At 71.1% G+C, this 26,221-nt stretch carries 24 protein-coding genes and 4 tRNA genes; 15 read left to right on the top strand and 13 right to left on the bottom strand.

Going from position 1 to position 26,221, the window contains the following annotated elements; translation table 11 throughout:
- The first annotated feature begins 1 nt into the window (after position 1).
- On the top strand, positions 2–1,810 hold the full coding sequence (locus EPO13_04425) for an MFS transporter (GenBank protein TAK70209.1): 1,809 nt from the start codon (positions 2–4) through the stop codon (positions 1,808–1,810).
- Here the strand turns inward: EPO13_04425 and EPO13_04420 are convergent.
- Together EPO13_04420 and EPO13_04415 are read right to left on the bottom strand one after the other, a co-directional pair.
- On the bottom strand, positions 1,795–2,217 hold the full coding sequence (locus tag EPO13_04420) for a VOC family protein (GenBank protein TAK70208.1): 423 nt from the start codon (positions 2,215–2,217) through the stop codon (positions 1,795–1,797). The genes EPO13_04425 and EPO13_04420 overlap by 16 nt on opposite strands.
- Positions 2,214–2,702 (bottom strand): AraC family transcriptional regulator, encoded by a 489-nt coding sequence (locus EPO13_04415; protein ID TAK70207.1) that lies wholly within the window; start codon positions 2,700–2,702, stop codon positions 2,214–2,216. The genes EPO13_04420 and EPO13_04415 overlap by 4 nt, the downstream gene beginning before the upstream one ends.
- 101 nt (positions 2,703–2,803) lie before the next feature.
- On the opposite strand from EPO13_04415, the gene EPO13_04410 reads away from it, so the two are divergent.
- Positions 2,804–4,354, top strand: a complete 1,551-nt coding sequence (locus EPO13_04410; protein TAK70461.1) for a malonyl-CoA synthase — start codon at positions 2,804–2,806, stop codon at positions 4,352–4,354.
- Here the strand turns inward: EPO13_04410 and EPO13_04405 are convergent.
- Positions 4,351–5,115: an SDR family oxidoreductase gene (locus EPO13_04405; GenBank protein TAK70206.1), complete on the bottom strand. Its 765-nt coding sequence runs from the start codon at positions 5,113–5,115 to the stop codon at positions 4,351–4,353. The genes EPO13_04410 and EPO13_04405 overlap by 4 nt on opposite strands.
- Before the next feature lie 221 nt (positions 5,116–5,336).
- Here EPO13_04405 and EPO13_04400 point away from each other — a divergent pair, with 221 nt between their 5' ends.
- Genes EPO13_04400 through EPO13_04385 form a run of 4 tightly spaced genes read left to right on the top strand, consistent with a single transcriptional unit; the run spans position 5,337 to position 10,008 of the window.
- Positions 5,337–6,335 carry an SDR family NAD(P)-dependent oxidoreductase gene (locus EPO13_04400; protein ID TAK70205.1) on the top strand — a complete coding sequence of 333 codons (999 nt, stop codon included), beginning with the start codon at positions 5,337–5,339 and terminating at the stop codon, positions 6,333–6,335.
- 5 nt (positions 6,336–6,340) lie between these two features.
- Complete coding sequence (locus EPO13_04395; protein TAK70204.1) at positions 6,341–8,095, top strand: D-aminoacylase; 1,755 nt, start codon at positions 6,341–6,343, stop codon at positions 8,093–8,095.
- Complete coding sequence (locus EPO13_04390) at positions 8,088–8,987, top strand: SDR family NAD(P)-dependent oxidoreductase (GenBank protein TAK70203.1); 900 nt, start codon at positions 8,088–8,090, stop codon at positions 8,985–8,987. The genes EPO13_04395 and EPO13_04390 overlap by 8 nt, the downstream gene beginning before the upstream one ends.
- Positions 8,988–9,033: 46 nt before the next feature.
- Positions 9,034–10,008 carry a hypothetical protein gene (locus EPO13_04385; protein TAK70202.1) on the top strand — a complete coding sequence of 325 codons (975 nt, stop codon included), beginning with the start codon at positions 9,034–9,036 and terminating at the stop codon, positions 10,006–10,008.
- A gap of 336 nt (positions 10,009–10,344) precedes the next feature.
- Here the strand turns inward: EPO13_04385 and EPO13_04380 are convergent.
- The 4 genes from EPO13_04380 to EPO13_04365 all read right to left on the bottom strand — a co-directional run bounded on the left by EPO13_04380 (position 10,345) and on the right by EPO13_04365 (position 11,898).
- Positions 10,345–10,418, bottom strand: a tRNA-Phe gene (locus EPO13_04380).
- Positions 10,419–10,549: 131 nt separating this feature from the next.
- Positions 10,550–11,488: an LLM class F420-dependent oxidoreductase gene (locus tag EPO13_04375; GenBank protein TAK70201.1), complete on the bottom strand. Its 939-nt coding sequence runs from the start codon at positions 11,486–11,488 to the stop codon at positions 10,550–10,552.
- 246 nt (positions 11,489–11,734) lie between these two features.
- Positions 11,735–11,808, bottom strand: a tRNA-Asp gene (locus EPO13_04370).
- Positions 11,809–11,825: 17 nt separating this feature from the next.
- Positions 11,826–11,898 (bottom strand) — tRNA-Glu (locus EPO13_04365).
- Here EPO13_04365 and EPO13_04360 point away from each other — a divergent pair.
- Positions 11,891–12,400: a metallopeptidase family protein gene (locus tag EPO13_04360; protein TAK70200.1), complete on the top strand. Its 510-nt coding sequence runs from the start codon at positions 11,891–11,893 to the stop codon at positions 12,398–12,400. The two genes, EPO13_04365 and EPO13_04360, sit on opposite strands and share 8 nt — an antisense overlap.
- Positions 12,401–12,500: 100 nt before the next feature.
- Here EPO13_04360 and EPO13_04355 read toward each other — a convergent pair whose 3' ends face one another.
- Together EPO13_04355 and EPO13_04350 are read right to left on the bottom strand one after the other, a co-directional pair.
- A complete protein-coding gene (locus EPO13_04355) occupies positions 12,501–13,490 on the bottom strand; it encodes a threonylcarbamoyl-AMP synthase (GenBank protein ID TAK70199.1) in 990 nt (329 codons plus the stop codon).
- Positions 13,487–14,986, bottom strand: a complete 1,500-nt coding sequence (locus tag EPO13_04350; protein ID TAK70198.1) for a hypothetical protein — start codon at positions 14,984–14,986, stop codon at positions 13,487–13,489. The genes EPO13_04355 and EPO13_04350 overlap by 4 nt, the downstream gene beginning before the upstream one ends.
- Before the next feature lie 150 nt (positions 14,987–15,136).
- Here EPO13_04350 and EPO13_04345 point away from each other — a divergent pair, with 150 nt between their 5' ends.
- Genes EPO13_04345 through EPO13_04330 form a run of 4 tightly spaced genes read left to right on the top strand, consistent with a single transcriptional unit; the run spans position 15,137 to position 19,420 of the window.
- Positions 15,137–16,549, top strand: a complete 1,413-nt coding sequence (locus EPO13_04345) for a PDZ domain-containing protein (protein TAK70197.1) — start codon at positions 15,137–15,139, stop codon at positions 16,547–16,549.
- A 55-nt stretch (positions 16,550–16,604) separates the two neighbouring features.
- On the top strand, positions 16,605–17,747 hold the full coding sequence (locus EPO13_04340) for a glutamate--cysteine ligase (protein TAK70196.1): 1,143 nt from the start codon (positions 16,605–16,607) through the stop codon (positions 17,745–17,747).
- A complete protein-coding gene (locus EPO13_04335; GenBank protein ID TAK70195.1) occupies positions 17,728–18,963 on the top strand; it encodes an amidohydrolase in 1,236 nt (411 codons plus the stop codon). The genes EPO13_04340 and EPO13_04335 overlap by 20 nt, the downstream gene beginning before the upstream one ends.
- A gap of 25 nt (positions 18,964–18,988) precedes the next feature.
- Positions 18,989–19,420 carry a CoA-binding protein gene (locus tag EPO13_04330; protein TAK70194.1) on the top strand — a complete coding sequence of 144 codons (432 nt, stop codon included), beginning with the start codon at positions 18,989–18,991 and terminating at the stop codon, positions 19,418–19,420.
- 18 nt (positions 19,421–19,438) lie between these two features.
- On the opposite strand, the gene EPO13_04325 is transcribed toward EPO13_04330, so the two are convergent.
- A complete protein-coding gene (locus EPO13_04325; protein TAK70193.1) occupies positions 19,439–20,917 on the bottom strand; it encodes a cytochrome P450 in 1,479 nt (492 codons plus the stop codon).
- Between EPO13_04325 and EPO13_04320 the strand changes: the two genes are divergently transcribed.
- Positions 20,805–21,830, top strand: coding sequence for an aldo/keto reductase (locus EPO13_04320; GenBank protein TAK70192.1), 1,026 nt, complete (start codon positions 20,805–20,807; stop codon positions 21,828–21,830). The two genes, EPO13_04325 and EPO13_04320, sit on opposite strands and share 113 nt — an antisense overlap.
- Here EPO13_04320 and EPO13_04315 read toward each other — a convergent pair.
- Positions 21,793–22,461, bottom strand: a complete 669-nt coding sequence (locus tag EPO13_04315) for a hypothetical protein (GenBank protein ID TAK70191.1) — start codon at positions 22,459–22,461, stop codon at positions 21,793–21,795. The two genes, EPO13_04320 and EPO13_04315, sit on opposite strands and share 38 nt — an antisense overlap.
- Before the next feature lie 463 nt (positions 22,462–22,924).
- Here EPO13_04315 and EPO13_04310 point away from each other — a divergent pair, with 463 nt between their 5' ends.
- Positions 22,925–23,596: a hypothetical protein gene (locus EPO13_04310; GenBank protein ID TAK70190.1), complete on the top strand. Its 672-nt coding sequence runs from the start codon at positions 22,925–22,927 to the stop codon at positions 23,594–23,596.
- A gap of 225 nt (positions 23,597–23,821) precedes the next feature.
- On the opposite strand, the gene EPO13_04305 is transcribed toward EPO13_04310, so the two are convergent.
- Positions 23,822–23,895 (bottom strand) — tRNA-Gly (locus EPO13_04305).
- An 81-nt stretch (positions 23,896–23,976) separates the two neighbouring features.
- A complete protein-coding gene (gene mftD / locus EPO13_04300) occupies positions 23,977–25,155 on the bottom strand; it encodes a mycofactocin system-associated heme/flavin dehydrogenase (GenBank protein TAK70189.1) in 1,179 nt (392 codons plus the stop codon).
- A gap of 151 nt (positions 25,156–25,306) precedes the next feature.
- Here mftD and mftR point away from each other — a divergent pair, with 151 nt between their 5' ends.
- Positions 25,307–25,954: a mycofactocin system transcriptional regulator gene (gene mftR / locus EPO13_04295; protein TAK70188.1), complete on the top strand. Its 648-nt coding sequence runs from the start codon at positions 25,307–25,309 to the stop codon at positions 25,952–25,954.
- A gap of 127 nt (positions 25,955–26,081) precedes the next feature.
- Complete coding sequence (gene mftA, locus EPO13_04290) at positions 26,082–26,189, top strand: mycofactocin precursor (protein TAK70187.1); 108 nt, start codon at positions 26,082–26,084, stop codon at positions 26,187–26,189.
- Positions 26,190–26,221: the final 32 nt, after the last annotated feature.

The following is a 26,221-nucleotide window of genomic DNA, read 5'->3' as shown; positions in this document are numbered from 1 at the left end:
GATGTCGCGCAGCGTCCCCCGGCCGCATCGCCTTGCCCCAGACGGCCTTGCCGCCGACGGCCTTGCCCGGACAGCCCGTACCGGAGACAGCCCGTACCGGAGACGGCCTGACCGGAGACGGCCTGACCGGAGATGGCGCTGCCGCAGACCGGGCGCTTGCCGGCGACGCGAGGCTGTCACCATCAGCGCCGTGACGACGACCTCGGCCGGACGGCATACCGCAACGGTGCTCGCGGTGCTGGCCGCCAGCCAGTTCCTCATGACCCTCGACAGCTCGGTCATGAACGTGTCCATGGCGCAGGTCGCCGCCGACGTCGGCACCACCATCACCGGAATCCAGACCGCCATCACGCTCTACACCCTGGTGATGGCCACCCTGATGATCACCGGAGGCCGGCTCGGCACCATCTTCGGCCGGCGACGCACCTTCGGCATCGGCCTCGTGGTGTACGGCGCGGGCTCGCTCGTCACCGCGCTCGCCCCAAACCTCACCGTGCTGCTGCTGGGATGGTCTGTGCTGGAAGGCATCGGGGCGGCGCTCATCATGCCGGCCGTGGTCGCCCTGGTGGCCAGCAACGTCGCGCCGGCAGGCCGGACCAGGGCGTACGGACTGGTCGCGGCCGCGGGGGCCATGGCGGTGGCCGCCGGACCGCTCATCGGTGGCGCGGTGACGACGTTCGGCAGCTGGCGTTACGTCTTCGCCGGCGAGGTCGTGATCGTCGTGGTGATCCTGGTGTTCCTGCGGATCATCACCGACATCCCGGGCCGTCGCGGACCGCTCGACGCCGTCGGGTCCCTGCTGTCGATCCTCGGTCTGGGCATGATCGTGTTCGGGGTGCTGCGGTCCGGCGAGTGGGGTTGGGTGGCGCCGAACGACGGCACACCCACCCTGCTGGGAGTGTCGCCGGTCGTCTGGCTGCTGCTGGGCGGTCTGCTGGTCGTGTCGGTGTTCCTGCACTGGGAGGCCCGGCTCGAACGGCGCGGCGGCGAACCCCTGGTCCGCGCCGACACCCTGGCGAACCGGCAACTCGGGGGCGGCCTGACGATGTTCTTCTCCCAGTTCGCGATCCAGGCCGGGGTCTTCTTCACGGTGCCGCTGTTCCTGTCGGTGGTGCTCGGCCTGTCGGCGCTGCAGACCGGCATCCGCGTCCTGCCGCTGTCCGCTGCCCTGCTGATCGCGGCGGCAGGAATTCCGCGGTTCGCGCCACGGGCCGACCCGCGCCGCGTGGTCCGGCTCGGCCTGATCGCCGTGCTGGCGGGCATCGTCGTGCTCATCGGGGGGATGGATCCCGGCGCCAACGCCAGCATCGTGGCGATTCCCATGCTGCTCATGGGATTCGGGCTGGGCGCGCTGAGCTCGCAGCTGGGAGCCGTGACGGTATCGGCGCTGCCCGACGAGCGCAGCGCCGAGGTGGGTGGCCTGCAGAACACCGCCACGAATCTCGGAGCGTCCCTCGGCACCGCGCTGGTCGGGTCCGTCCTGATCGCGTCGCTGACCGCAGCAGTGCTGGCCGGCATCGGATCCGATCTGCGGGTCCCCGACACGGTGAAGCAGCAGGCCAGCACCGAGTTGGTGAGCGGCGTGCCGTTCCTGTCCGACGCGGACCTGTCGACGGCACTGGCCGACGCCGGTGTCGCGCCGGCGACTGCCGAGGTCATCGTCGAGATCAACACCGCGGCCCGGTTGGAGGCGCTGCGGTCGGCGCTGACCGTCGCCGCGGTGCTGGCCGCGGGATCGCTACTGCTCACCGGCCGGATCCCGCGGACTGCGCCGGGGTCGCGGCGCGACGAGGCTCAGGCCGTCGGGTAGACCTCGGTGAGGCGAACGTTGTTGCCGGACGGGTCGCGGAAGGCGGCGTCCTTGCCGTACGGCTGCACGGTCGGCTTGTCCACGAACTCCACGCCCCGCGCCGACAGTTCCTCATACGACGCCTGACAGTCCTCGGTGACGAGGAAGACTGTGCCGGCGAAACCCTTGCCCATCAGGTCGGCGACATCGGCCTGCGTCTGCGGATCCATGATCGGCGGCCCGGGAATCGCCATGAGGACCACGCCGAAGTCCGGTTGCGACGGCGCGCCGACGACCAGCCACCGGAAATTGCCCATCTCCGGCACGGTCACATCCGAGCGAACCTCGAAACCCACCCGCTTCGTCCAGAACTCCAACGCCGCGTCCTGGTCATGCACCCACAACTGCGCGCTTCCGACGGTGATCATGCCGACCTCCCGGTCTCCGGTTCGCCGATCCTGCTGTCCGGCGTCCACCGTAGGGAGGCGGCCGCGCCCCGGTCTTCTCGAAACGTCCGGCGTTGTGGCCGGCCGTAGGCGCGCAGCATGCAGGTCGGGATCTGGGCGTACGTCGCTGCCGGCGGAGCCGCGGCCCGGTAGGCGGTCGGCGAGCGGCCGTAGGTGCGGGTGAAGGCCGTGGTGAAGGAGCCGACGCTGCTGCACCCGACCAGGTGACAGATGTCGGCGACGGTGCGGTCGGTGCTGCGCAGCAGCGCCGCAGCCCGCTCGAGCCGGCGCGTCAGCAGGTAGGCGTGCGGCGAGACGCCGAAGGCCCGCCGGAACTGCGTGCTGAAATGCGCCCGCGACAGTCCCGCCGCCGCCGCGAGATCGGCCACGCGCAACGGCTCGGCGTACCGGGAGTCGGCGAGGTCCTTGGCGCGCGCCAGGTGTCGAGACGGCGGGACCGACGGCATGCCGCCAGGATGCCGTACGCCGTGAGCCGCCGGCTGCGGCCGGACCTTAGAGTCGCGCCGTGCCCGCTGTGCCGCCGACGAACGCTGTGCCACCCCCTGTTGTGCCGCCGCCGACGAACGCGTTCGCCGACCTGCTGCTCGGGCAGGCCGGGCGTGAGCCTGGCCGCCGGTTGTTGTGGGGCCCGGACGGCACGACCTGGACGTACGGGGACCTGGACGCGACGTCGGCCCGGCTGGCGCATGCACTTGCCGCCCGCGACGTCCGACCGGGTGACCGGATCAGCGTCCAGTTGCCGAAGTCGGCCGGACTGCTCGCCCTTCATGTCGCGTGCGCCCGGGTCGGTGCGGTCTGGTGCCCGCTGAACACCGCCTACACCGATCGGGAGGTCGACGACCTCGTCGCCGACGCCGATCCGGTGCTGGTCGTGCGGGAACGGCCGGTGCGGGGCGTGACGACAGTGGCGCTGGCAGCGCTGCAGGCCGAAGCCGAGTCACTGTCACCGGCGTACGACGACGTCCCGCGTTCGGCCGGCGATCCGGCCGTCATGCTCTACACCAGTGGAACCACGGGGCGGCCGAAAGGTGCGGTGCTGTCGGCCGGCAACCTGTGCTTCGGCGCCCGGAACCTGGCGACGGCCTGGGGTTTCAGCAGGGACGACGTGGTGCTGCACGTCCTGCCGCTGCACCATGCCCACGGGTTGTTCGTCGCCGTCCACGTCACCCTCGCCGCCGGCGGTGCGCTGCGGTTCCACGAGGCGTTCGAACCCGGACGGGTCCTGGCCGACCTGCCGGCCTGCACCGTCTTCATGGGTGTCCCCACGCACTACACGCGACTGCTGTCCCATCCGGGCCTCGACCGTACGGCGGCCGAACGGGTCCGGCTGTTCACCTGCGGGTCGGCGCCGCTGCTGGCCGCGACCCACGAGGCATTCCGGGAGCGGACCGGCGCGGCCATCCTCGAGCGGTACGGCATGACCGAGACGCACATGATCGCGTCAAATCCGCTGCACGGGCAGCGCCGGCCGGGCACCGTGGGGCCGCCGCTGCCCGGCGTTCAGGTGCGAATCGTCGCCGGTCCGGCGGGCGACTCCGCCTCGGATGGCAGTCCCGGCGCGGCCGGCGTTGCTGTCCACGATCGCGGTGTCGCCGACGACTCCAGTTCCGGTGCGACGGCCCCCGGCGCCGGCGAACCCGGTGGCATCGAAGTCAGCGGCCCCAACGTGTTCGGCGGGTACTGGCGGCGTCCGGAACTGCAGGCGACGGAGTTCACGCCGGATGGCTGGTTCGTCACCGGGGACGTCGGGCGGTTCGACGCCGACGGATACCTGGAGATCGTGGGGCGCGCCAAGGACCTGGTGATCTCCGGCGGTCTGAACGTCTATCCCAAGGAAGTCGAGCAGGCCCTCGACGCGTTGCCCGGCGTCCTCGAATCGGCCGTGGTCGGCGTCGCCGATCCGGACTTCGGTGAGGCGGTGGTCGCCGCGGTGGTCGCGGAGCCCGGTGCCGGCCTGGACCCGGAGGAGCTACGCCGGTTGCTGCGGGCCGACCTGGCCGGCTTCAAGATTCCCAAACGGGTCTACGTCGTCGAGGCGCTGCCCCGCAACACGATGGGCAAGGTCCGCAAGGACGTGCTGCGCGACCAGCTCGCTTAGCGTGCCGTCCAGCCGCCGTCCACGACGATGGTTTGCCCGGTGATGTAGCTGCCGGCGTCGCTGGCCAGCAGCAGCAGGGCGCCGGCAAGTTCGTGGGACTGGCCGGGGCGACGCATCGGGGTGTTGCGCTCGATGAATCCCGGCCCGTTCTCGCCCTCGAACAGCTCGGCGGTCAGCGCGGTGTGCACGTAGCCGGGGGCCAGCGCGTTGACCCGGACGTTGTTGCGGGCCCATTGCACGGCCAGTTCGCGGGTGAGGCTGATGACCGCACCCTTGGAGGCGACGTACGACGAGGCATTGGCCGGCGACGCGGCCACGATGCCGAGGATCGAGGCGTTGTTGATGATGCTGCCCCGCCGCGCCTCGAGCATCTGGCTGCCGACGAGCTGGGTGAGCCGGAACAGCCCGATCAGGTTGACCTCGAGGACCTGCCGGAAGTCCGCCATGGTGTGGTTCTCGGCGCGTTCGGCGACGGTCATGCCGGCGTTGTTGACCAGGACGTCGACCGGGCCGACGTCCTTGGCGACGGTCTGCACGAACGTCGTCATGGACTCTTCGTCGGTCAGGTCGCACGGCAGTGCCACCAGCCCGGTCTCGCGGGCGCACAGGTCGGCCAGCAGTTCGGTACGGCGGGCCGCGACCACGACGGTCGCCCCGGCGTCGCGCAGCGTCAGGGCCATGTCGACGCCGAGTCCGCTCGAGGCGCCCGTGACGACGGCCACCCGGCCGGTGAGATCGAACAGCTCGGCTGGCTTCGTCATGGGTCCATTCCTTCGCTACGGGTGCCCGGGCGGACACGGCAGCGGATCCTAGCCATCAATGGCCGATGACGGTCGACGCGCGTCGGCGCAGCGGTGGTCGGCCTTGCCAGCCACCCGGGGTGGCGTCCTACAGTCGGGCCGGGACCGGTGTGCGGCCCTCGCCGGAGTGCGGCCGATGGCCGGGGGACGAGCCGGCGCCGCGTTCTGTGCTGAGAGAGCCGATGACCACGACGAATTCCGATCCTGCGGTCTCCGAGACGACGCCTGACACCGGGAGTTCCGGCGCAGCCGACACGTCGGCCACCGACCCCGGACCGACGGCGGCCGAGGTCGCAGCGGGTTCGGATCTGTCCGGCAAGCGGATCCTGGTCACCGGCGGCGGTGCCGGCATCGGTCTGGAAACGGTGCGCGCGTTGGCGCAGGTGGGCGGCGAGGTCACCATCGCGGTCCGCAACGTCGCCGCCGGCGAGGCTGCCGCGGCCGACGTCGCGGCCACCGTCGACGGACCACCGGTGAGCGTCAGGCATCTGGACCTCGCCGATCAGAAGTCCGTCGCGGCCTTCGTCGCGGGCTGGGACGGCCCGCTCGACATCCTCATCGCCAACGCCGGGATCATGGCCGGCCCGCTGCAGCGAACCGCCGAGGGCTGGGAGTTGCAGTTCGCCACCAATCACCTCGGTCACTTCGCGCTCGCCGTAGGCCTGCGGCCGGCACTCGCGGCCGCCGGCCACGCCCGCGTCGTGGTGCTCAGTTCCGCGGGGCACCTCAACTCGCCGGTGGACTTCGACGACATCCATTTCCAGGTTCGGCCGTACGACCCCTGGATCGCCTACGCCCAGTCGAAGACGGCCAATGTCCTGTTCGCCGTCGGCGCCGCCCCCCGGTGGGCTGACGACGGCATCGACGTCAACGCGGTGATGCCCGGCCGGATCCGGACCAACCTGCTCAAGCACGTCACCGACGAAGAAGTGGGCCGGATCCGGCAGCTGCCGGCGGGCGCTGCGGTGACCTGGAGCACCCCGGACTTCGGTGCGGCGACCTCGGTGTACGTCGCCGTCGCGCCCGAGCTGGCCGGGGTCAGCGGGAAGTACTTCGAGCGCTGCGCGCTGGCCAAGCCGAATGTCCCCGGCACCCGGGAGGGCTTCGCCCCCTATGCGGTGGATCCGGATGGGGCGCAACGGCTCTGGCAGCTGTCGTCCGACTGGACCGGGTTGGGCTGACGCCGATGAGTTCGCTGGACCTCGTGGTCAGGGGCGGCACCGTCGTCGACGGCACCGGCGCTGCACCGCGAGTGGCCGACGTCGCCGTCGCCGACGGCGTCGTGGTCGAGGTCGGCAAGGTGGCCGGCCGGGGCCGGCGCGAGATCCACGCCGACGGAGCTATCGTGGCGCCCGGTTTCGTCGACGCCCACACGCACTACGACGGCCAGGCGGTCTGGGACGACCGGCTGCAGCCGTCCTCCTGGCACGGCGTGACGACGGTGGTGACCGGCAACTGCGGAGTGGGCTTCGCCCCGGTGTTGCCGCAGCATCGGGACCTGCTGATCGAGCTCATGGAAGGCGTCGAGGACATTCCCGGCACGGCGCTGTACGAGGGAATCACCTGGGAATGGACGTCGTTCGACGACTACCTGTCGGCGTTGGAGCGTCGTCCGCGGGATCTCGACCTCGCCACGCAGGTGCCGCACGCCGCGCTTCGTTTCTACGCCATGGGGGAACGGGCGGCGGCCTTCGAGCAGGCGAGTCCGGACGAGATCGAGCTCATGGCGAGGCTGGCACGCGACGCCGTCCTGTCGGGGGCGTTGGGCTTCTCGACCTCGCGGACGCTGGCCCACAAGACCAAGGCCGGCGCGGTCACTCCGGTCTACGGGACCGCCGAACAGGAACTGACCGCGATCGCGGCTGCCATCGGCGGGACCGGTCGCGGTGTGCTGCAACTGATCACCGACTTCCCCGACGTGGCCGAGGACATGGCCCTGTTGCGCGGCATGGCGTCGGCGTCCGGCCGCCCCGTCACAGTGTCGTTGTTCCAGACACGGGAACGGCCGGAGCTGTACCGGCAGATACTCGACGAGCTGAGCGCGGCCAACGCCGACGGACTGCGGCTCACCGGCCAGGTCGCCTGCCGCGGCATCGGCGCCCTCATGGGCCTGCACTGCCCGGTGCACCCCCTCGTGGCCAACCCGGTGTGGCTGGCGATGAGTCACCTGCCGGTGCCGGAGCAGGCGCGGCGGATGTCCGATCCGCTGGTGCGGCAGGAGATCCTGGCCGCGCAGACTGACGCCAAACGTCCCGATCTCATCGGCGGCATGCGGATCGACCGTTTCGAGTGGATGTTCCCGCTGGGCGAGTTGACCCCGGACTACGAGCCCAAGGCATCGGAATCGCTTGCGGCGCAGGCTGCCGCGACCGGCCGGGATCCCCTGGACCTGGCATACGACATCCTCATCTCCGACGACGGCCAGGGCTTCATCCACCAGCCGTTCGCCAACTACGCCTACGGCTCGCTGGATGCCGCGCGCGAGATGATGGTGCACCCGAACACCGTGCCCGGCCTCGGCGACGGTGGTGCCCACGTCGCCTCCATCTGCGACAGCAGCTTCCCCACGACGCTGTTGCAGCACTGGGTCCGCGACCGCGACCATGACCGGCTGGACTTGGCGTATGTGGTCCAGCAGCAAGCCCGCGATACCGCTCGATCCGTCGGCCTGCTCGATCGGGGAGTGCTGCTGCCGGGCTACCGTGCCGACATCAACGTCATCGACCTCGACGGCCTGCGACTGCACTGTCCGCGGATGGCCTACGACCTGCCCGCCGGCGGGAAACGATTGCTGCAGCGGGCAGACGGCTACCTGCACACGTTCGTGGCCGGCGTACAGACCTACCAGGACGGCGAGTCGACCGGTGCGCTACCGGGCCGAGTCGTCCGGGGGCCACAGGCCGCGCGCGGCACCGATCGGAGCGGGGGATCCCATGGCTGAGTTGTCCTTGCGCGGCAGAGCCGCTGTCGTGACCGGAGCGGGCCGTGGCATCGGCCGGGCCCATGCCCTCCTGCTGGCGTCGCGCGGCGCAGCCGTCGTCGTCAACGACATCGACGCTGCCGCAGCCGGTTCCGTGGTCGACGAGATCGTCGCTGCCGGCGGGCAGGCGCTCGTCTCCACTCATGACATCGCCTCCGAGACCGGTGGCGAGGACCTGGTCGCAGCGGTCATCGCGGAGTTCGGGTCCGCCGACATCGTCGTCCACAACGCTGGCGTCGTCGAACACGCGCCGTTCGGGCAGGTGCCGGCCGATCAGTTGACGCGGCTGCTCGCGGTGCACTTCTGCGCCGCCTACTACGTGGGACAGCCGGCGTGGCGCTGGATGGCAGCGAACGGTCGTGGCCGGATCGTGCTGACCTCGTCAGCAGGGATCTTCGGTGACGCGAGGGTGCCGACGTACGGCGGCGCGAAGGCCGGCCTGCTCGGCCTGGCTGCGAGCATGCATCTGGAGACCGTGCAGCAGGGCGTGGACATCAAGGTGAACGTCATCGCCCCGTTGGCCGCGACCCGGCCGAGGGTGCCGACCGCCCCCATCCCGGTCGAACTGGCGACACCGGACAACGTCGCAGCGCTGGTCGGCTACCTGGCATCCGACGAGTGCGCGGTGGGCGGGCAGTGCTTCCGGGTCGGTGCGACGTTCGTCGGCCGGATCTATCTGGGGGTCGCCGACGGCTGGTCCTCCGGCGGTACGCCGCTCACCCCGGAGTCGGTCGCCGATCACATCGACGAGATCACCTCGACGGCCGGCGGGGTGGTCCCGACCAGCAGCGCGGACCTGCTGGTGCACATGAATTCCCGGATCACCGCCGCCGCAGGCGATTCGGTCGGCTAGCCCGACCTGACCGTCGCAGGGAACCGCTGGGTCGTACCCTCGGCTCGTGTCGGTCACGATGCAGCTGCGCGCGACGATGCAGCGGTACGCCGAGCTGCTCGAACCCACAGCCGTGGGCCGGTTCTGGTCCCGGCTGCTGGAAGTCGAGTTCGTCGACCGGGCAGTGGCGCTCGCGGCCAAGTTGCTGGTGTGCGTGTTCCCGCTGCTGGTTCTCGTGGTCGCCATCGCGCCGGACGAGACCCGGCAGGCGATCGTGAACACCGTGATCGCCCGGTTCGGATTGTCCGGTGGCGCGCTGGACGTGCTTCGGGTCGCGTTCGCCTCTCCGGCGGAGACGAGGACCGCGACCGGGCTCGTCGGCGTCATTCTGACGTTGGCGTTCGCGGTGTCCTTCACCACCGCGCTGCAGCGGACCTATCTGCGCGCGTGGCGCCGACCGCCTGGTGGCGGCATTGGCAACAAGCGCCGGGGAGCCGCCTGGGTAGGGGGTGTGCTGGCGCTGTTCGGCACGCTCGCGCTGGTCAACGCCTTGGTGAAGGGCTCGGTCGGCGCTGTCGTCGCGTGGGTTGTCGGCACGGCGCTGTCGATCGGGCTGTGGTGGTGGACGGCTCGGCTGATGGTCCGCGGTGAGGTGCGTTGGCGTGCGTTGCTGCCGACCGGTATCGCCACCGGGTTCGGCTCCTGGCTGTACACCTTGGCGGCATCGGTCTGGTTTCCCACGACGGTGGCGAAGAACTACGCCCAGTTCGGTGCCTTCGGGTTGAGCCTGGCATTCGTCATGTGGCTCACGGGTTTCGCGTTCATCATCGTCGGCGCCGCGGTCCTCGGTCCGGCGCTCGCTGAGGGGGACGATCGGCTGGCGCGCTGGCTCAACCCCACGGGGGACTGCCTGACGCCTGGGAGCGCGGCCGCGTTGCCGGGGCCGTCCCGTCCGATGCGGTTGTCCGACGCCTTCGGCCGTGGCGGCGCCGGCAGCGGCACCACCACGCCACCGGGTACGGCAACCGACGAGGCCAACTGACTGGCAACGAACGTATCGAGTTCAGGCCGGTCTAGCGGGATGGGCTCAGTCCGACCAATCTGCAAAATCATCTCGTCGTGCCTGGGGTCGGGGTCGCGGGTCAACGCTGGGATCCCGGTGCACGTCGTGACGAGCGTCTACGGGCACCATGTGCGTCCTCATCGAACGGATCTGCGCCAAGCGCGGCACGACGATGCGGTGGCGGGCACGACCACCTAGCACCGCTCCTGCGGCGTGACGGCGGGTCCCCAGACCTCTTTGTGAGAGATCGCAAGGCGCCCAGCTTGTGCCTCGGGCTCTGTGCGCCTGTCAGGCTTCCGACCTGGGCAAACGGTGTGGCCAGGGGCGGGGTCGAACCGCCGACCTTCCGATTTTCAGTCGGACGCTCGTACCAACTGAGCTACCTGGCCGTGACCGCCGCAGCGGCCGGGCGATCGTATCGGACCGGCTAGTGCCCCGACCGCGCCACCGGTCCGCCGCTCCGGTGTCGAGCCGCGGTCCGCCGCTCCGGTGTCGAGCCGCCGGTGTCAGGCGGCCCGTGTCACAGGGCGGCGACCTGGGGGGCCACCTGGGACGCGACGAGCTCGAGGTGATCGAGGTCGGCCAGGTCCAGCATCTGCAGGTACACCCGCGACACCCCGATTTCGGCGAACCGGCCGAGCCGGTCGACGAGCTGGTTCGGCGTACCGGACAGTTCGTCGGGCCGCGGCTTGCCGGCCTCCCGCCCGATCGTCGCGGCACGCCGGGCGAGTTCGGCGTCGTCGCGGCCGCAGCACAGCACCTGCGCGACCGACCGGATCACAGAGCCGGGGTCCCGGCCGATCCGCTCGCACGCCGCGCGGGCGCGTTCGAACGCCTGCTGCGCGATCGGGACGTCGCGGAACGAGACGTTGTACTCGTCGGCGAACCTCGCCACCAGCGCGGGCGTCCTGCGCGGACCCACGCCGCCGACGATCAGGTGCGGGTGCGGCTGCTGTACGGGCTTGGGCAGCCCTGGCGAATCGGTCACGTCGTAGTAGCGGCCGTGGAAGTCGTACATCTGCCCGAGCGGCGTCGTCCACAACCCGGTGATGATCTCGAGTTGTTCTTCGAGCCGGTCGAACCGTTCTGCCACAGGAGGAAAGGGCAGTCCGTACGCCGCATGCTCAGCGGCGAACCAGCCACCGCCCATGCCGAGGTCGATGCGCCCGCTGCTCATCGCGTCGATCTGCGCGACGCTGATCGCCAGCGGACCCGGTGACCGGAACGTCACCGGGCTGACCAGCGTCCCGAGCCGGATTCGCGACGTCTCGCGAGCCAGTCCGGCCAGCGTGATGAACGCGTCGGTCGGGCCGGGCAGGCCGTCGGCGTCGCCGAACGCCAGGTAGTGGTCGGAGCGGAAGAACGCGTCGAAGCCGGCATCCTCGGTGGCGCGAGCCACCCGCAGCAGATCGTCGTACGACGCACCCCGCTGGGGCTCGGTGAAGATTCGCAGCAGCATGGGGTCAATCTCCCATGACCTACTCCACAGCCCGCCCCGGCAAGGCGCTACGACCGCCCTTCCAGCGGCCGGCATCGGGCCACCAGGTGGCGGTTCGGCGACTGCAAAGCCGGCCGCGACGTCCCGGTGTTGCGCGCTTTGTGGTCATCAACGTGGCCGCTGTCGGCCGGCTAACGGCCGACAAGGCGCGCAACGCTGGTACGTCGGACATGGCGCGGGTCCGCACATCGTGCGGACCCGGTAGAGCGACCCCGACGGGACTCGAACCCGCGACCTCCGCCGTGACAGGGCGGCGCGCTAACCAACTGCGCTACGGGGCCTCGGTGCTGCTGAGGCGTACCCCCAACGGGATTCGAACCCGCGCTGCCGCCTTGAAAGGGCGGTGTCCTGGGCCGCTAGACGATGGGGGCCTGTGGTCGTCACACCGGGCCCCCGCCGACCATCGTCGTCGGGTGCCGCCACAGCATAGGGGAGCACATCGGCGATCACCAAAGCAGCACCGGGGTCCCCTTCCTGCCTCGGACACGCGGTCCCGCGGCGCCGGAGAGGCAGGATGTCGTAGTGCTCGAGTTGGATGCGGCCGCCTTCGAAGACCTCGTCGCGCAGGCCCTCGACGAGGTCCCGGCAGCCCTGGCGGCGCTCGTGGACAACCTCGTCGTGGTGGTCGAGGACGATGCTCCTGCTCATGATCGACAGTTGCTCGGCCTGTACGAGGGAGTCCCGCTGACCGAACGTGACGGCAGCTACGCCGGGACCCTGCCGGACCGGGTCACGATCTTCCGCCGCCCGATCCTGGCGATCTGCGACACCCCGGAGCGCGTCGTCGCCGAGGTCCGGATCACCGTGGTGCACGAGCTCGCCCACCACTTCGGCATTGACGACGACCGGCTGCACGACCTCGGCTACGGCTGATCCCACCGACAGGGTGCCCGCGCCGTGGCGACGCCGGGTCGTGTGGCCAAGCGCATCCGAGGCGTACGCCGGGCGCGCCGACCACTGAACCCGTGCCGGGCTAACCTCCGGCCGCGGCGGCACGGTCGAGCCGGTCCCGGACGGCCGCGGCGATCCCGGGTCCGGACGGGGGTACGGCGACGATGACCTGCAGCCCGAGGAGGTCGGCGCGACGCAGCGCGGCGTACAGGATCCGTGCGTAGCCGCTGGCATCCGTCGGGGCGGCGAGGCGGACGAACCCGCCAGGGGTCGGGACACCCACCGGTGCGATCAGGCCGGTGGATCCGGGGCCGGTCTGCGCGGCGACCTGCGGCTCGGTTGTCGTGGTCGGCGTGACGACGACACGCGCCCGCGGTGCGTAGTGGGCCGCGAGGGTGCCCGGCGCGCGAACTGAGCCGCCCGCGGCGGCGGTCACCGCCAAGCCGGTCACCGCCTCGACGGTCTCGACCGAGACCGCGCCCGGGCGCAGCAGGCGAGGCGCCGGGCCGGTGCAGTCGACGATCGTTGATTCGACGCCCACCTCGCACGCGCCGCCGTCGAGCACGAGGTCCCGGCCGGGATCCAGGCGGTCGCCGATGCTCGCCAGGACGTGGTCCACCGAGGTCGGGCTGACCGTGCCGAAGACGTTGGCGCTCGGGGCGGCCACGCCGCGGTCGCTGTCACCGGCGAACGCCGCCAGGGTGGCCAGCGTCACCGGATGCGAGGGCATCCGTAGCGCCACGGTGGACTGACCGCCGGTGACCGCGTCGGTGGCCCGCGCTGACCGTGGCAGGACGACGGTCAGCGGCCCCGGCCAGCAGGCGGCGACGAGGTTCCGGGCGTAGCCGGGAACCGCTCGGGTCCACGAATCGACAGCGTCGGCAGCGGCGACGTGAACGATCACCGGGTGCCCGGCCGGCCGGCCCTTGACCGCGTAGATCCGGGCGACCGCAGCGGGCTGCTCGGCATCGGCGGCCAAGCCGTACACGGTCTCGGTGGGCAGGGCGACCAGTCCGCCGGCGCGCAGCACTCTGGCTGCTGCCTCGGGATCGGCCGTGCGGGGAACCGTCATGTTCCGTTGTGCCGCATGGTGTGCCCGCCGCTGGCGAACAACCCCTCCAGGGTGGCGGCTGCCACGCCTGTCACGGTCGCGCTGCTCGCAGCGGCCTCCCCGTTCCGATCGGAGGCCGCGGTGGTCACCTCGATAGCGCTGGTACCAAGGATTTCCGCCGCCGCGTCATCCGTCGCCGGCGCCGGACGTAGCCCTCCGGCGCGCAGCGCGGCCAGGTTGCGCTGGACGTCGGCAAGTTCGTCCGGCCACGCGCCCGCGTCGCGGTCGGCTTCCTCGACCCCGAGGTACGCCGCTTGCGCGGCCTCGTACCGCGCCGCCGCCGCGGGGTAGGAACCCTTGCGCCCCAACAGGGCAGCCGCCTCGTGCTCGCAGCCGGCGACCCGGCCGCCGAGACCCTGCTCGCGGTAGGTGTTCTTGGCGCGGTCCAGCACCGACAGGGCTTCCACGACCTCGGCCGGGTCGTCGCTGAACCTCGTCGCGAGGACCACCGCCAGACCGTGCCCGACGTCGGCGGTCAGCACCGGGTCACCGGCGCGCTCGGCCAGCTCCAGCGCAGCCCGGAAGCCTTGTGCCGCAGCGGTCGCGTCGCCGGCCCGGTCGAGGGTCGCCGCTCGGGCGGCACCGAGCGCTGCCTCACTGCGGCGATCGGCGAGCGCGCGTGCGCTGTGCAGCGCGCCGTCGAGGACGACCACCGCCTCGTCGTGGCGCCCCGCCTCGGACAGCCGCCACGACAGCGGCGAGGCCATCGCCAGCACGTCGTGGTGGTAGCCGAGCCGGTGCAGGTCGCCGTACGCCGCCAGCAGGCTCGGCAGCGCCTCGGCGGGCCGACCGGCCCGGTCCAACGCCAATCCGGTCAGCTGCCGGGCCGACGCCACCACGTAGGCGTCGGTGTCTTCCTTGCCGTCGCGGACGACGAGCAACGCCTCCCGCAGTGCGTCGTCGGTACGGCCCGCCTCCAGGTAGAGGTCGGCGCGCTCGAGTCGCAGGACCAGCGCTTCGTGCCGGTCCAAGCCGCGGCCGCGCAGCCGCTCGTCGAGCTGCTGCAGCCGGGCGACCGGATCGCCGGCGGCAGCGGCCAGTTCCTGCTGGACCCGCCGCAACTCCTTGCGCAGCCCGCGGCGGCCGAAGCCGGCGACGAGGGGTTCGGCGCGGGCGGCCGCCGCCGCGGCCTCCTCCGGTCGGCCCAGCCGCAGCAGCGAGTCTGCGCGGGACAGTTCGATCCGGGCCTGCAGCGCGCCCAGGTCGACATCGCCGAGCTCCGGCGGCGGTGCCGCGGCTGAGGTCATCCGGATCCAGCGGCGCTCGTCGTGGCCGCCGCCGGCGCGGACCAGCTCGACGTACCGCAGCGCGTCGTCGTACGCCGTCAGCGCCTCGGCGTGCCGGCCCTGGGCGGCCAGCGCCGCGGCGTACTCGACCCGGCGCACCGCCCGCAGGCCGGGGGTCACGAACGGATCGTCGAGTGGTTCGTCGCGCTCGGGGCCCGACAGGTCGTCCACCCGGCCATCGTGCCGTACCGCGCGGTATGTCAGTGCCGCCGCTGCGGTGTGTTAGGGCCGTGCAAGGCCCCTGGTCCTCCTCGGCCCGGCCGGCCCACAGTGGTTCGCGACGGCGCCGCCTGCTGTGGCGCCCCCGCCCAGGAGGATCACGTGAGCACCGACAGCAACGCTTCCCGTCCCGCCGGCGCCCCGGCCACCGGCGACACCGCGACCGACGCGAACGCGAACGCCGCGGCGCCCGACGCAACGGCTACCGGCGCGACGCCGGCGTACGCCTTCGCTGGCCCGGCCTACGCCGGGCGCTGGGCCGACGGCGGCGGTGCCGACGAGGCCGCTCGACCCGCTCCGGCGTATGCCGGAACTCATTCGTATGCAACGGGTCCGGCGTACGCCGCGGCGCCGGCGTACGCACCGGTGCCGCCGAACGACGGGGTGCCGCCGAACGGCGGTACGGGGCAGCTGCCGGTGAACCCGCCGCCGCCGCGCAAGACCGGCCCGGTCGCCATCGCGGCGGCCACCGCCCTGGTCGCGGCTCTGCTGGCCGGCGGCGTCGGCGGCGCGGTCGGCTACGGCCTGGCCGAACGGGACGGTGGGAGCGCCGGGACGACCAGCTCCCTCGGGGCAAGCATCAACCCCGCCTCGCTGTCTGCCCCGGCGGACGGTTCGGTGTCCTCCGTCGCCCAGGCGCTGTTGCCCTCGGTGGTCAAGATCAGTACGACGACCGCGCAGGGCGGCGGCACCGGCACGGGCTTCGTCATCCGCGCCGACGGCTACGTGCTGACCAACAACCACGTGGTGGCCGGGGCCGTCGACGACACGGTGTCGGTCGCCTTCAGTGACGGCACGACGGTGTCGGGCAAGGTGGTGGGCGCGACGGCCGACTACGACCTCGCCGTGGTCAAGGTCGACCGGACGGGCCTGCCGGCGGTCACCCTCGGCGACTCCGCCGCGGTGAAGGTGGGCGACACGGCGATCGCGATCGGCAGCCCGCTGGGCCTGGAAGGCACGGTGACGGCGGGGATCATCAGCGCGCTGCACCGGCCCGTCACCGCGGGCGAGGGCAACGGCGACGGGTCGTTCATCGACGCCATCCAGACCGACGCCCCGATCAACCCCGGGAACTCCGGCGGGCCGCTGGTGAACGGGGCCGGTCAGGTCATCGGGGTGAACTCGGCGATCGCGAGCCTCGGCGGCGGCGCCGGCGGGCAGGCCGGATCGATCGGCCTCGGCTTCGCGATCCCGGTGAACGAGGCGAAGCGGATCGCCGACGAGCTCATCGCGACCGGGAAGGCCACCGTCCCCATCGCCGGGATCCAGGTCGACCAGACCTACGAGGGTTCCGGTGCCCGGGTCTCGGCGGTCCCCGCCGGCCCGGCGGCCTCCGGTGGGGTGAAGGCCGGCGACGTTGTGACCGCGGTCGACGGCCAGCGGGTCGCCGACGCCACCGCGTTGATCGTGGCCATCCGGGCGCACGCTCCGGGCGAGAAGGTCACCTTCACCGTCACCCGCGACGGCGCCAGCCGGGACCTGACGATCACCCTCGGTACCTCGTCCACGAACTGACGCCGCCAGCGCGGCTGAAGCGCACGCGCACCGTGCCGGGCCTACGCTCGGCACGGTGCGCGTCGAGTTTCACCCCTCTGTGACGACCAGCCTCGGCGTCGAGGTCGAGGTGGGCATCGTCGACCTGGCGACCGAGGGCCTCGCCGGTCGCGCGTCCGACGTGCTGGCCGTGCTCGGCGAGGGCCACCCGGGCGGGGTCCATCCGACGGTCAAGCACGAGCTGTACGAGTGCAGCCTCGAACTGGTCACCGGCGTGTGCCCCACCGTTGCGGCCGCCCGGGCCGATCTCGAGCGGTCGCTGGCGCAGGTCCGTCCCGTGCTCGCTGAGCGAGGACTCGGCCTGCTGGCGACTGGAGTGCACCCGTTCGCGTCGTACCACGACCTGGTCCGCAGCCCGGGTGAGCGGTACGAGGACCTGGTGTCGCGGATCGGCTGGCCGGCGCGGCGGCTGATGACGCACGGCGTCCACGTGCACGTCGGCGTACGGTCGGGCCCGCGGGCCTTGGCGATCACCGGTGCCCTCACCGGCGTCCTGCCGGTGTTCCTCGCGCTGTCGGCGTCCAGCCCGTACTGGCACGGTCGCGACACCGGCCTGGCGTCGGTGCGCACCAAGGTCTTCGAGGCGTTGCCCACGACCGGCCTGCCGCCGCGGCTGACCGGGTGGGACCAGTTCGAGCGGCTGATGGGCACCCTGGTGACCGCTGGCAGTATCCGGACGATCCGGGAGGTGTGGTGGGACGTGCGCCCGCATCCGGACTTCGGCACCGTCGAGCTGCGGATGTGTGACGGGGCCGCGACGTTGTCCGAGGTCGCCGCGCTGGCCGCCCTCGGCCAGTCCTTCGTCGAACAGTGCGAGCGCCGGCTCGACGCCGGGGAGCCGCTGCCGGTGCCGGCCGAATGGGTGCTGCGGGAGAACAAGTGGCGGGCCTGCCGGTGGGGGCTGCAGGCCCGGCTCGTCGTCGACGACGACGGCCGCACGGCTCCCGTGGAGCAGGTCGCGGCCGGCCTCGTCGCCGACCTGGCGCCGGTGGCTGCGGAGCTCGGCTGCGACGGGGAACTGGCCGGGGTGCTGGACATCCTCGAGCACGGCGCCAGTTACGACCGGCAGCGGTCGGTCGTGGCGGCCGGCGCGACGCTGCCGGAACTCGTCGGGGTGCTGCGCGACGAATGGGCCACCGATGTGGTGCACCGTGGCTGACCCGGCTCGCCGTCGCGGCGCGACCGAGGACGTCGTCGAGCGCCATCGCCCCGCGCTCGCCGCGTTCCTGGCCGGCCACGGCGATGAACTGGTCGGGTTCCGTCGCCGGCTGCATGCCCATCCTGAGCTCGCGGGGGGCGAGACGGAGACGACCGAGGCGGTCTGCGAACGGCTGCAGCTGGCCGGGTTGCGCCCCGAGCCGCTGGCCGTCGGGACCGGGCTGACCTGCGACGTGGGTGCGTCGAACGGTCCGGTCGTGATGCTGCGTGCCGATCTCGACGCGCTGGGCATGCCGGACGGCAAGGACGTGTCGTACCGGTCGCGGGTGCCCGGCCGCGCGCATGCGTGCGGACACGACGTCCACACCGCGATCGTGCTCGGTGCCGGTCTCGTCCTTGCCCAGCTGCTGCCCGACACCGGCGGGCGGGTCCGGCTGGTCTTCGAACCAGGGGAAGAGGCGGTGCCCGGTGGCGCGGTCGACGTCATCGCCGAGGGGCGCCTGGACGGGGTGAGCGCCGCCTTCGGGCTGCACTGCGAGCCGAAGCTGGACGTCGGCGTGATCGGCGTCCGCCCCGGCCCGCTGACCGCTGCCGCCGACCTGATCGAGCTCACCCTCACCGGTCCCGGTGGGCACACGGCCCGCCCCGAACTGACCGTGGACCTGGTCGCGGTGGCGGCCGAGCTCGTCCTGCAGGTGCCCAGCCTTGTCGCGACCCGGTCCGGCGGCGATGTCCTGATCGTCTTCGGTGCCGTGCGTGGCGGGGACGCAGCGAACGTGATCCCCTCGCAGGTGACGATCCGCGGGACCCTGCGCACCCATGACCGGGCGGTGTGGGGCCGTGCCGAACAGCTGCTGCGCGACGCCGTAGCCACGGTTGCCGACCCCCTCGGTGCCGGCTGGGAGCTCGCCTACCGCACCGGGGTGCCGCCGGTGGTCAACGACGAGGCCGCGACGCAACTGGTCGCCGAGGTCGGGCGGGCGGTCCTCGGCCACGACGGCGTGGTCGAGGCGCCGCGGTCACGTGGCGGCGACTCGTTCGCCTGGTACCTCGACCATGTCCCGGGGTCGTACGTCCGGCTCGGCGTGCACGATCCGGCCAGCGGCCGGTCGCGCGGCGACCTTCATGCGTCTACGTTCGATGTCGACGAGCGCGCCATCGGCTATGGCGTGCAGGTGCTGGCGTTGACGGCGTTGGCGGCGCTCACCGGGCCGTAGCGGATCGACCGGCAGGAGGCATCGCATGGCCGACGGGCAGCCAGAGGCAACGCCGGACGACATCGCCTACCTGCTGCAGGAGACGACCACCTGGGCGGTGGTCGGCTGCTCCCCGGAGCCGTGGCGTGATTCGCACCGCATCGCCGAGCTGCTGCAGCGCAACGGCTTCCGCATCATCCCGGTGAACCCGGCCGTCGAGTCCGTGCTCGGCGAGACCTGCTATCCGAGCCTGGCGGACATCCCGTCGTCGGCCGGGGTCGAGGTCGTCGACGTGTTCCGCCGCTCCGAGTTCGCCGGCGCCGTTGCCGATGAGGCCGTGGCCTGTGGCGCCGTCGGCGTATGGATGCAGCTGGGCGTGGTGGACACCGCGGCAGCCGAACGGGCCCGCGCGGCCGGGTTGCGGGTGGTCATGAACCGGTGCCCGGCGGTCGAGCTCCCCCGCCTTGCTGCGCGGTGACGCGGCCCGGAGCGACGGCTACGACCGGGCGCGGAAGGTGACCTGCAGGTCGTACGGGCCGTAGAAGGCATCGGTCCACGAGTGCATGGTCGGTGCCGCGCTCAGCTCGACGTCGGTGAGCCGGGTGGTGAGTAGCTCGGTGCCGACCCGCAGTTCCTGCCAGGCGAGGTTCTTGCCGATGCAGACGTGGACTCCGTTGCCGAACGCGGCCGGGAAGAACGGCGCTACCCGGTCCAGGCGGTAGGAGTGCGGGTCGGCGAATTTCGCCGGGTCCCGGCCCGCCCCGACCAGGTTGATCTTCACGTCCGCACCCACCGGCAGGGTGACGCCGTCGATCTCCAGCGATTCGTGGACGATCCGGCCGAGCATCGTCGAGATCGGGGTCAGCCGGGTCGCCTCCTCGATGGCGACCTCACGAATCGCCGGATCGGACGCGACGCGCTCCCAGACCCCGTTCGTGATCAGGTGCTGCAGTGTCGAGGCGAGCTGGAAGTTCGTGGTGTCGATCCCGCCGAGCAGCAGGTTGACCGTCCCCCAGACGACCTCGTCCGTGGTGAGCCGACCCTGCGTCTCCCCGGTATCGATCAGCGCGCTGAGGAAGTCGCCCTGCGGGTTGCGACGCCGTTCGTCCAACAACTCGATGGCATACGCGCGCAGCGTGTCCAGCGAGGCCTCGATCGTCGGGATGTGCGGCTGCATCGGGACGTACACCAGGTGGCGCAGATCGAGCGCGGCGTGCACGAACTCCGGAATGTCGGCCGGCGGGAAACCCAATAGCCGGCACAAGACCTCGGCCGAGAACCGCTGCGTAAAGTCCTCGACCAGGTCACCTTCGCCCCGGGCTAGCAACCGGTCGACGAGGCTGTTGCCGGTGTCGAGGATGGCCTCACGGTGGTCCATGACCCGGCGCGCAGCGAAGGCACGGGCGAAGATCTTGCGGATCTCCCGGTGCCGTTCCGGCGCCATGAACAGGAAGATTCCCTTGTCGACGAACTCCGCGATGTACGGGCTCGCGCCGTGGGAGGAGAAGTCCGCGGCCGACATGGGGCGCAACCGCTGATCGGCCAGCAGTTCGTAGGCGAGGTCGTACGAGATGACCTCGTACCCGCGAATGCTACGAACAATGCGGTGTGGCCGCAGCGCGTCCAGCGTGGCAGTCGGGTCGGCACGGAATGCGTCGAGATCGAGTTCCGGTAGATCGTCGACTTTCACCAGGGTCTCGGTCATGGCGCCCGTCTCTCGTAGAGTCCGTTGGATGCCCCCGGCGAACGCCGACGCGCTCGATTGACAGTCGAAAACTAGTACCACTTCTGGGATGCGACAACCCCCGGCCGCACGCCGGGGCGGCGGGCAGCCGGGTGGACGGCGACGGGAGGAGCGACAGATGCAACAGCGGTTACTCGGTGACACCGGCGTCTCGGTCAGTTCGTTGTGCCTCGGCGCGATGATGTTCGGCGACTGGGGGACCCCGGACCACGCGGAATCCATTCGGATCATCCACCGCGCTCTGGATGCCGGGATCAACTTCATCGATACCGCGGACGTTTACTCCGCCGGCGAGTCGGAGGTCATCGTCGGCAAGGCTCTGGCCGGCCGCCGCGACGACGTCATCCTGGCCACGAAGGTGTTCAACCCGATGGGCGACGATCCGAACCGCCGGGGGAACTCCCGCCGCTGGATCGTCCGAGCCGCAGAGGAGTCGTTGCGCCGGCTCGGCACCGACTGGATCGACCTCTACCAGATCCATCGGTACGACCCGCGGGTCGGACTGGACGAGACGCTCGGCGCGTTGTCCGACCTCGTCCGTGAGGGCAAGATCCGGTACGCCGGGCACTCGACGTTCCCGGCCTCGGCCATCGTCGAGGCGCAATGGACGGCCAGGGAACGTGGCCGGGAGCGATTCGTGACCGAGCAGCCGTCCTACTCGACCCTGACCCGTGCTATCGAGTCCGACGTGTTGCCCACCTGCCAGCGGTACGGAATGGGAGTCATTCCCTACAGCCCGCTGGCCGGCGGCTGGCTGTCCGGTCGCTACCGCGTGGGTGCGGACCCGGCAGGGCCGGCGTCTGCGGTCCGGCAGCGGCTGCCGCGCCGCTACGACCTGTCGCTGCCGGTCAACACGATCAAGCTCGACGCGGCCGAGCGGCTCGCCCTGCTGGCCGAGGAGGCCGGCCTCTCGCTCGTCGAGCTCGCTCTGGCGTTCGTGCTGCGCCACCCGGCCGTCACCGCGGCGATCATCGGGCCCCGGACGATGGCGCATCTGGAGTCACAGCTGCCGGCGGCCGAGGTGGTGCTGTCGACCGACGTACTCGACCGCATCGACGAGATCGTCGCGCCGGGCCTGACGGTCAATCCGGCGGACAACGGCTGGGTCAGCCCGGCGCTGGACGCCGCGGCCCGGCGGCGGTAGCCCGACACCCGCGTCGATAGCCCGGCATCCGCGTCAGTAGCCCGAGAGCTGCCATGATCGCCGCGTCGCCGGCGAGGAGCACCCTCGGCGAACTGGAGCGAGTCGTGACACGTCGTGGAGGCAATGGCGTGATCGGTACGCGTGCGCGCCGCTGGACGTTCGCCGGCGTCGGAATCAGCATCGTCGTCGCTTCACTGGCCGGGTGCGGCGGACAGGTCGCCGACCGGGCCTCCGACCTCCGTTCCAGCGCGTCCGCTGCGCTGTCGAGCCTGCGCCCGACAGGCTTACCGTCGGTCGCGTTGCCGACGGCATCCGCCGCGTCGACCGCGCCCTCCGTGGCGCTGCCGACTGCGTCCGTCGCGACCCGGACGCCCACCCCGACGCCCACGGCGAGCGAAAGCAGCGCACCGAGCGTGTCGCCCACCAGAAGCACGTCGGCTCCGACCCCGTCGGGCAGCACCGCGGCCGCGACCTCGCCGGCAGCCCCCGTGATCAGCAGTACGCCGCCTGCCACCTCCGCCGGTCCGAGCAGCAGTATGCCGTCAACCACCTCCGCCGGTCCGAGCAGCGGCACGACGTCGTCGGGGACCGCGACGTCACCGAGTGCGTCAGCCCCTTCCGCGTCGACCACGCTGACGACCCTGCCCGCGCAGCCGGCCTCGTCGGAGGGCGTCGCGACCTGGGTGTGGATCCTGCTGGCCCTCGTCGTCCTCGCCGCCATCGCCGCACTTGCTGGATGGCTGATCGTCGGGCGCCGGCGCGGCCCTGCCGAGCCGGGCGACGCCACGGCCGAGGAACTCGGGACCGGCGAGCAACCGCCCGACGGCCCCGAGTCGTGATCGCACCGCACCATCGGACAAAACTCTGGAACGGCTTGTCCGGCAAGGTGTCTCGCTGGAGGGGGTGACGGGAATCGGTGAGAGCCCATGCACCCAAGTGTTCCCAGCACCGTCCCTAGCTGACAGTGTGGGTTCACGTCCACCGCGGCGCATCCCAGTTCAGGTACCTGCGGGAAAGACGAAACCCCGGCGATGTGGCCGGGGCCAGGGATCGTTCCGGGGTCTTCGCTAGCAAAGATACGGGGAGCCGATCGGTTGTCAAGTGCCAGCACCACCGGCGGGGACCAGGGCTGGGACCACGCGGTCATACTCCACCTGCTCACCGACGAGAGATTCGCCTCGTATCGGGCCGGTCGCACTCTGGACGGCGCCTTCGCGCTCTACGAGTGGAACATGGTCGCGTCCGCCGCGGTGATGACCACGACCGGCATGGTCGAAGTCATCGTGCGCAATGCACTCGATCGGCAACTGGCCGAGTGGGCTGCGACTCGGCACAGCGGTGCCTCGTGGCTCGACGTCATTCCCCTGGACCCTCGAGGTCAGGACGACCTCCGCAAGGCCCGACGACGAGCAGGGGGCCTAGGCGCGAGCCATGGCAAGGTCATCGCGGAGCTGACGTTCGGCTTCTGGCGTTATCTGGTGGCCAGCCGCTACTTCACCGCGCTGTGGGTTCCGCAGCTGCACGAGGCCTTCCCGGCCGGCGCTTCCGATCTCCGACGGAGACGTAAGGACGTCGAGCACCTGCTCCAGGAGCAGCAGTTCGTCCGGAACCGAGCGGCCCATCACGAGCCGATTCACCGCCGCAATCTGCAGGCTGACTTCGACGGTGCCGTACGACTTTGCGATTGGATCCATCCTCAGGCTGCAGCCTGGGTGGCGAGCAAGTCCTCGCTGCCTGCCGTGATCGCCGCTCGGCCGACCCTCTGACACTGCCAAGTCACCGCACCTCAGAAGCCTCATCTCAGTTCCCGGCGCCTCGTGGCCTCAGGATGCTGACAGTGCGCTCGGCAAGCGATAGCCACGAATCGTCGTGGTCTTGCGTGCGCCAACGGACGGCGACCATGGGTCAAGTGGAGCCCACGAAGGTCTATTGCCGGAGGATCCAGCCGGGTCTATCTCGTCTCGACATGCTTCTTAACCTGCACTCATACAAGGAGCGGGTGACGGGAATCGAACCCGCACTGTCAGCTTGGGAAGCTGATGTTCTGCCATTGAACTACACCCGCGGATCCGCCGGACCTGCCCGCGGACGCGGAGCAGCCTAGCGGGCCCGCTAAGCGCCGTACTCCGTCAGGCCCTCGCTTGCCTCAGGCCTGGCCCATCGAGCGCTCGAAGCCGGCGGGAATGACCACGTCGGAGGGGTCGAGTTCGTCGATGTGGCTGCGTCCCAGTGCCAGCAGCGCGCTGTCGATCCCGTCGCGCATGATGTCCAGGACGTTCTCCACGCCGGCCTGGCCGTTGGCTGCCAGGCCCCACAGGTATGCGCGACCGATCATGACCCCATGGGCGCCGAGGGCGAGCGCCTTGACGACATCGCCGCCGCGGCGGATGCCGCCGTCGAGGAGGATCTCCACGTCGTCGTCGGCGAGCGCCGCCGCGATCGTGGCCAACGCTCGGATCGGCGCCGGGGTGGTGTCGAGGTTGTTGCCGCCGTGGTTGGAAACCGAGATCGCGGTGGCGCCTGCCTGGACCGCCTGCTTCGCGTCATCGACCCGGCACACCCCCTTGATCATGAACGGCCCGCCCCATTCCTTGGCCAGCCAGCTGAGGTCGTCCCAGGTGGGTGGCGGCGTGTCCTGCCATTCACGGTAGGCCTGAAAGAAGGTCGGTCCTCTGCCGCCGTCGACCGCGAGGTTCGGCGTCGTCAGATCGGGGATCTCGCGGCGGCGCAGGTATTGCAGCAGCCAGGCCGGCCGGCGCACCGCCTCCGGCGCGAAGCGCGCAGCCGCCGTCACACTCAGCCGTTCGGGGATCGTGGGACTGCCCCAGTCGCGGCTGTGGGAGTACGACCAGTCCAGTGTCACGACAAGCCCGGCGACGCCGGCACGGCGGGCGCGGTCGAGTCGAGCGAGCATCGTGTCGCGGCTACCCATCCAGTACGTCTGGTAGAGCGTGTGCGGGTTGGCCGCGACCACCTCCTCGACCGACTTGCTGGCGAAGGAACTCAGACCCATGCCGACCCCGCGAGAGGCCGCGGCGCGGGCGACCGCGACCTCCGCGTCCGGATGTACGGCCTGCACGCCGACCGGTGACAGCAGCACCGGCATCGACACGGGCATGCCGAGCAGGGTCGTGTGCTGGCTGCGGACCGGCTGATGCCCGACGACGTGGGGCGCGAAGCCGAGTTGGGTGAACGCTTCGAGGTTGTCCCGCAGCGAGGCGCCGCGTTCGGTTCCGGCCACGATGGCCCGGTAGACCGAGGGCGGCAGCCGGCGACTGGCTCGACGTTGCGCCTCGGCCACCGACTCGAACCACGCAGTGCCCATCCTCGCCTCCGCCCTCCGGGTTGTCCCACCGTATATTGGCACGAAGTGTCCCTATGGTGCGGTGGGGCGGTCGGGATCGCATCGGTCCGGACCACCTCCGGGGCCCGGTCGCCTCTAGGATCTCGATCCTGGCGCCCGTCGTGGAGGATGCATGCCCCGATCCACATCTCGGACGGCGGCGAAGCCGCCTCCGGTGCTGGTCAAGGCCGACGCGCGGCCGGGCCGCCCGCCGGTGACGTCGCGTGCAGAGCTGGAGCACGTTGCCCTGAACTTGTTCTGGGAGAATGGTTTCGACGAGACCACCATCGACGACATCGCGCTGGCCTGCGGCATCGGACGGCGCACCTTCTTTCGCTACTTCTCCTCCAAGAACGACGTGCCGTGGGGCGGATTCACCGAGGAACTGGACCGGCTGGCGGCAGATCTTGCCGCCACGCCGGCCCGGGTTCCGCTGCTCGACGCCATCCGGAAGGGCATTCTGAAATTCAACCGGGTGGATCCTCAGGAACTGCCGTGGCACCGCAAGCGGATGTCGTTGATCCTCAAGAGCGATACGTTGCGGGCACACTCCACCCTGCAGTACGAGCACTGGGTCGCTGTCATCGCCGAGTACGCCGCTGCTCGGCTCGGGCACGATCCGTTGGGCCTGGTGCCCCGCACCATCGGGTACAGCGCGCTGGGCGCCTGCCTGGTCGGATACCAGACCTGGCTCCGGGAGCCGGGCAGCGATCTGCTCGAACTCCTCGACCAGGCTTTGAGCCTGTTGCTCAGCGGATTTGCCGACATCGAGTCGACGTGATCCGGTATCGAGTCGGCATGACCCGGTCGGCAGGCCCGCGACGGGAGTCGCCAGGTATCCGCTGCCGGAAACACTTGGTGGCACTCGATGCAACTAGTAGGGTGCGCCGTGGCCCAAGGAGGGATGCATGATCGACCGCCGGACCGAAGCCGATCTCGCGATCGCCGACGACCTGGTCGAGGAGGACCTCCTCGTCGAGGACGTCAGCATCGACGGCATGTGCGGCGTCTACTAGGCCGGCCGGTCACAGCGCAGTGACGACGTCGG

This window comes from Actinomycetota bacterium (assembly GCA_004297305.1).
In the GTDB taxonomy this organism is placed as follows: Bacteria; Actinomycetota; Actinomycetes; order S36-B12; family FW305-bin1; genus FW305-bin1.
The sequence above is the reverse complement of the archived record's forward strand: the minus strand, read 5'-3'. Positions and strand labels throughout refer to the sequence as shown.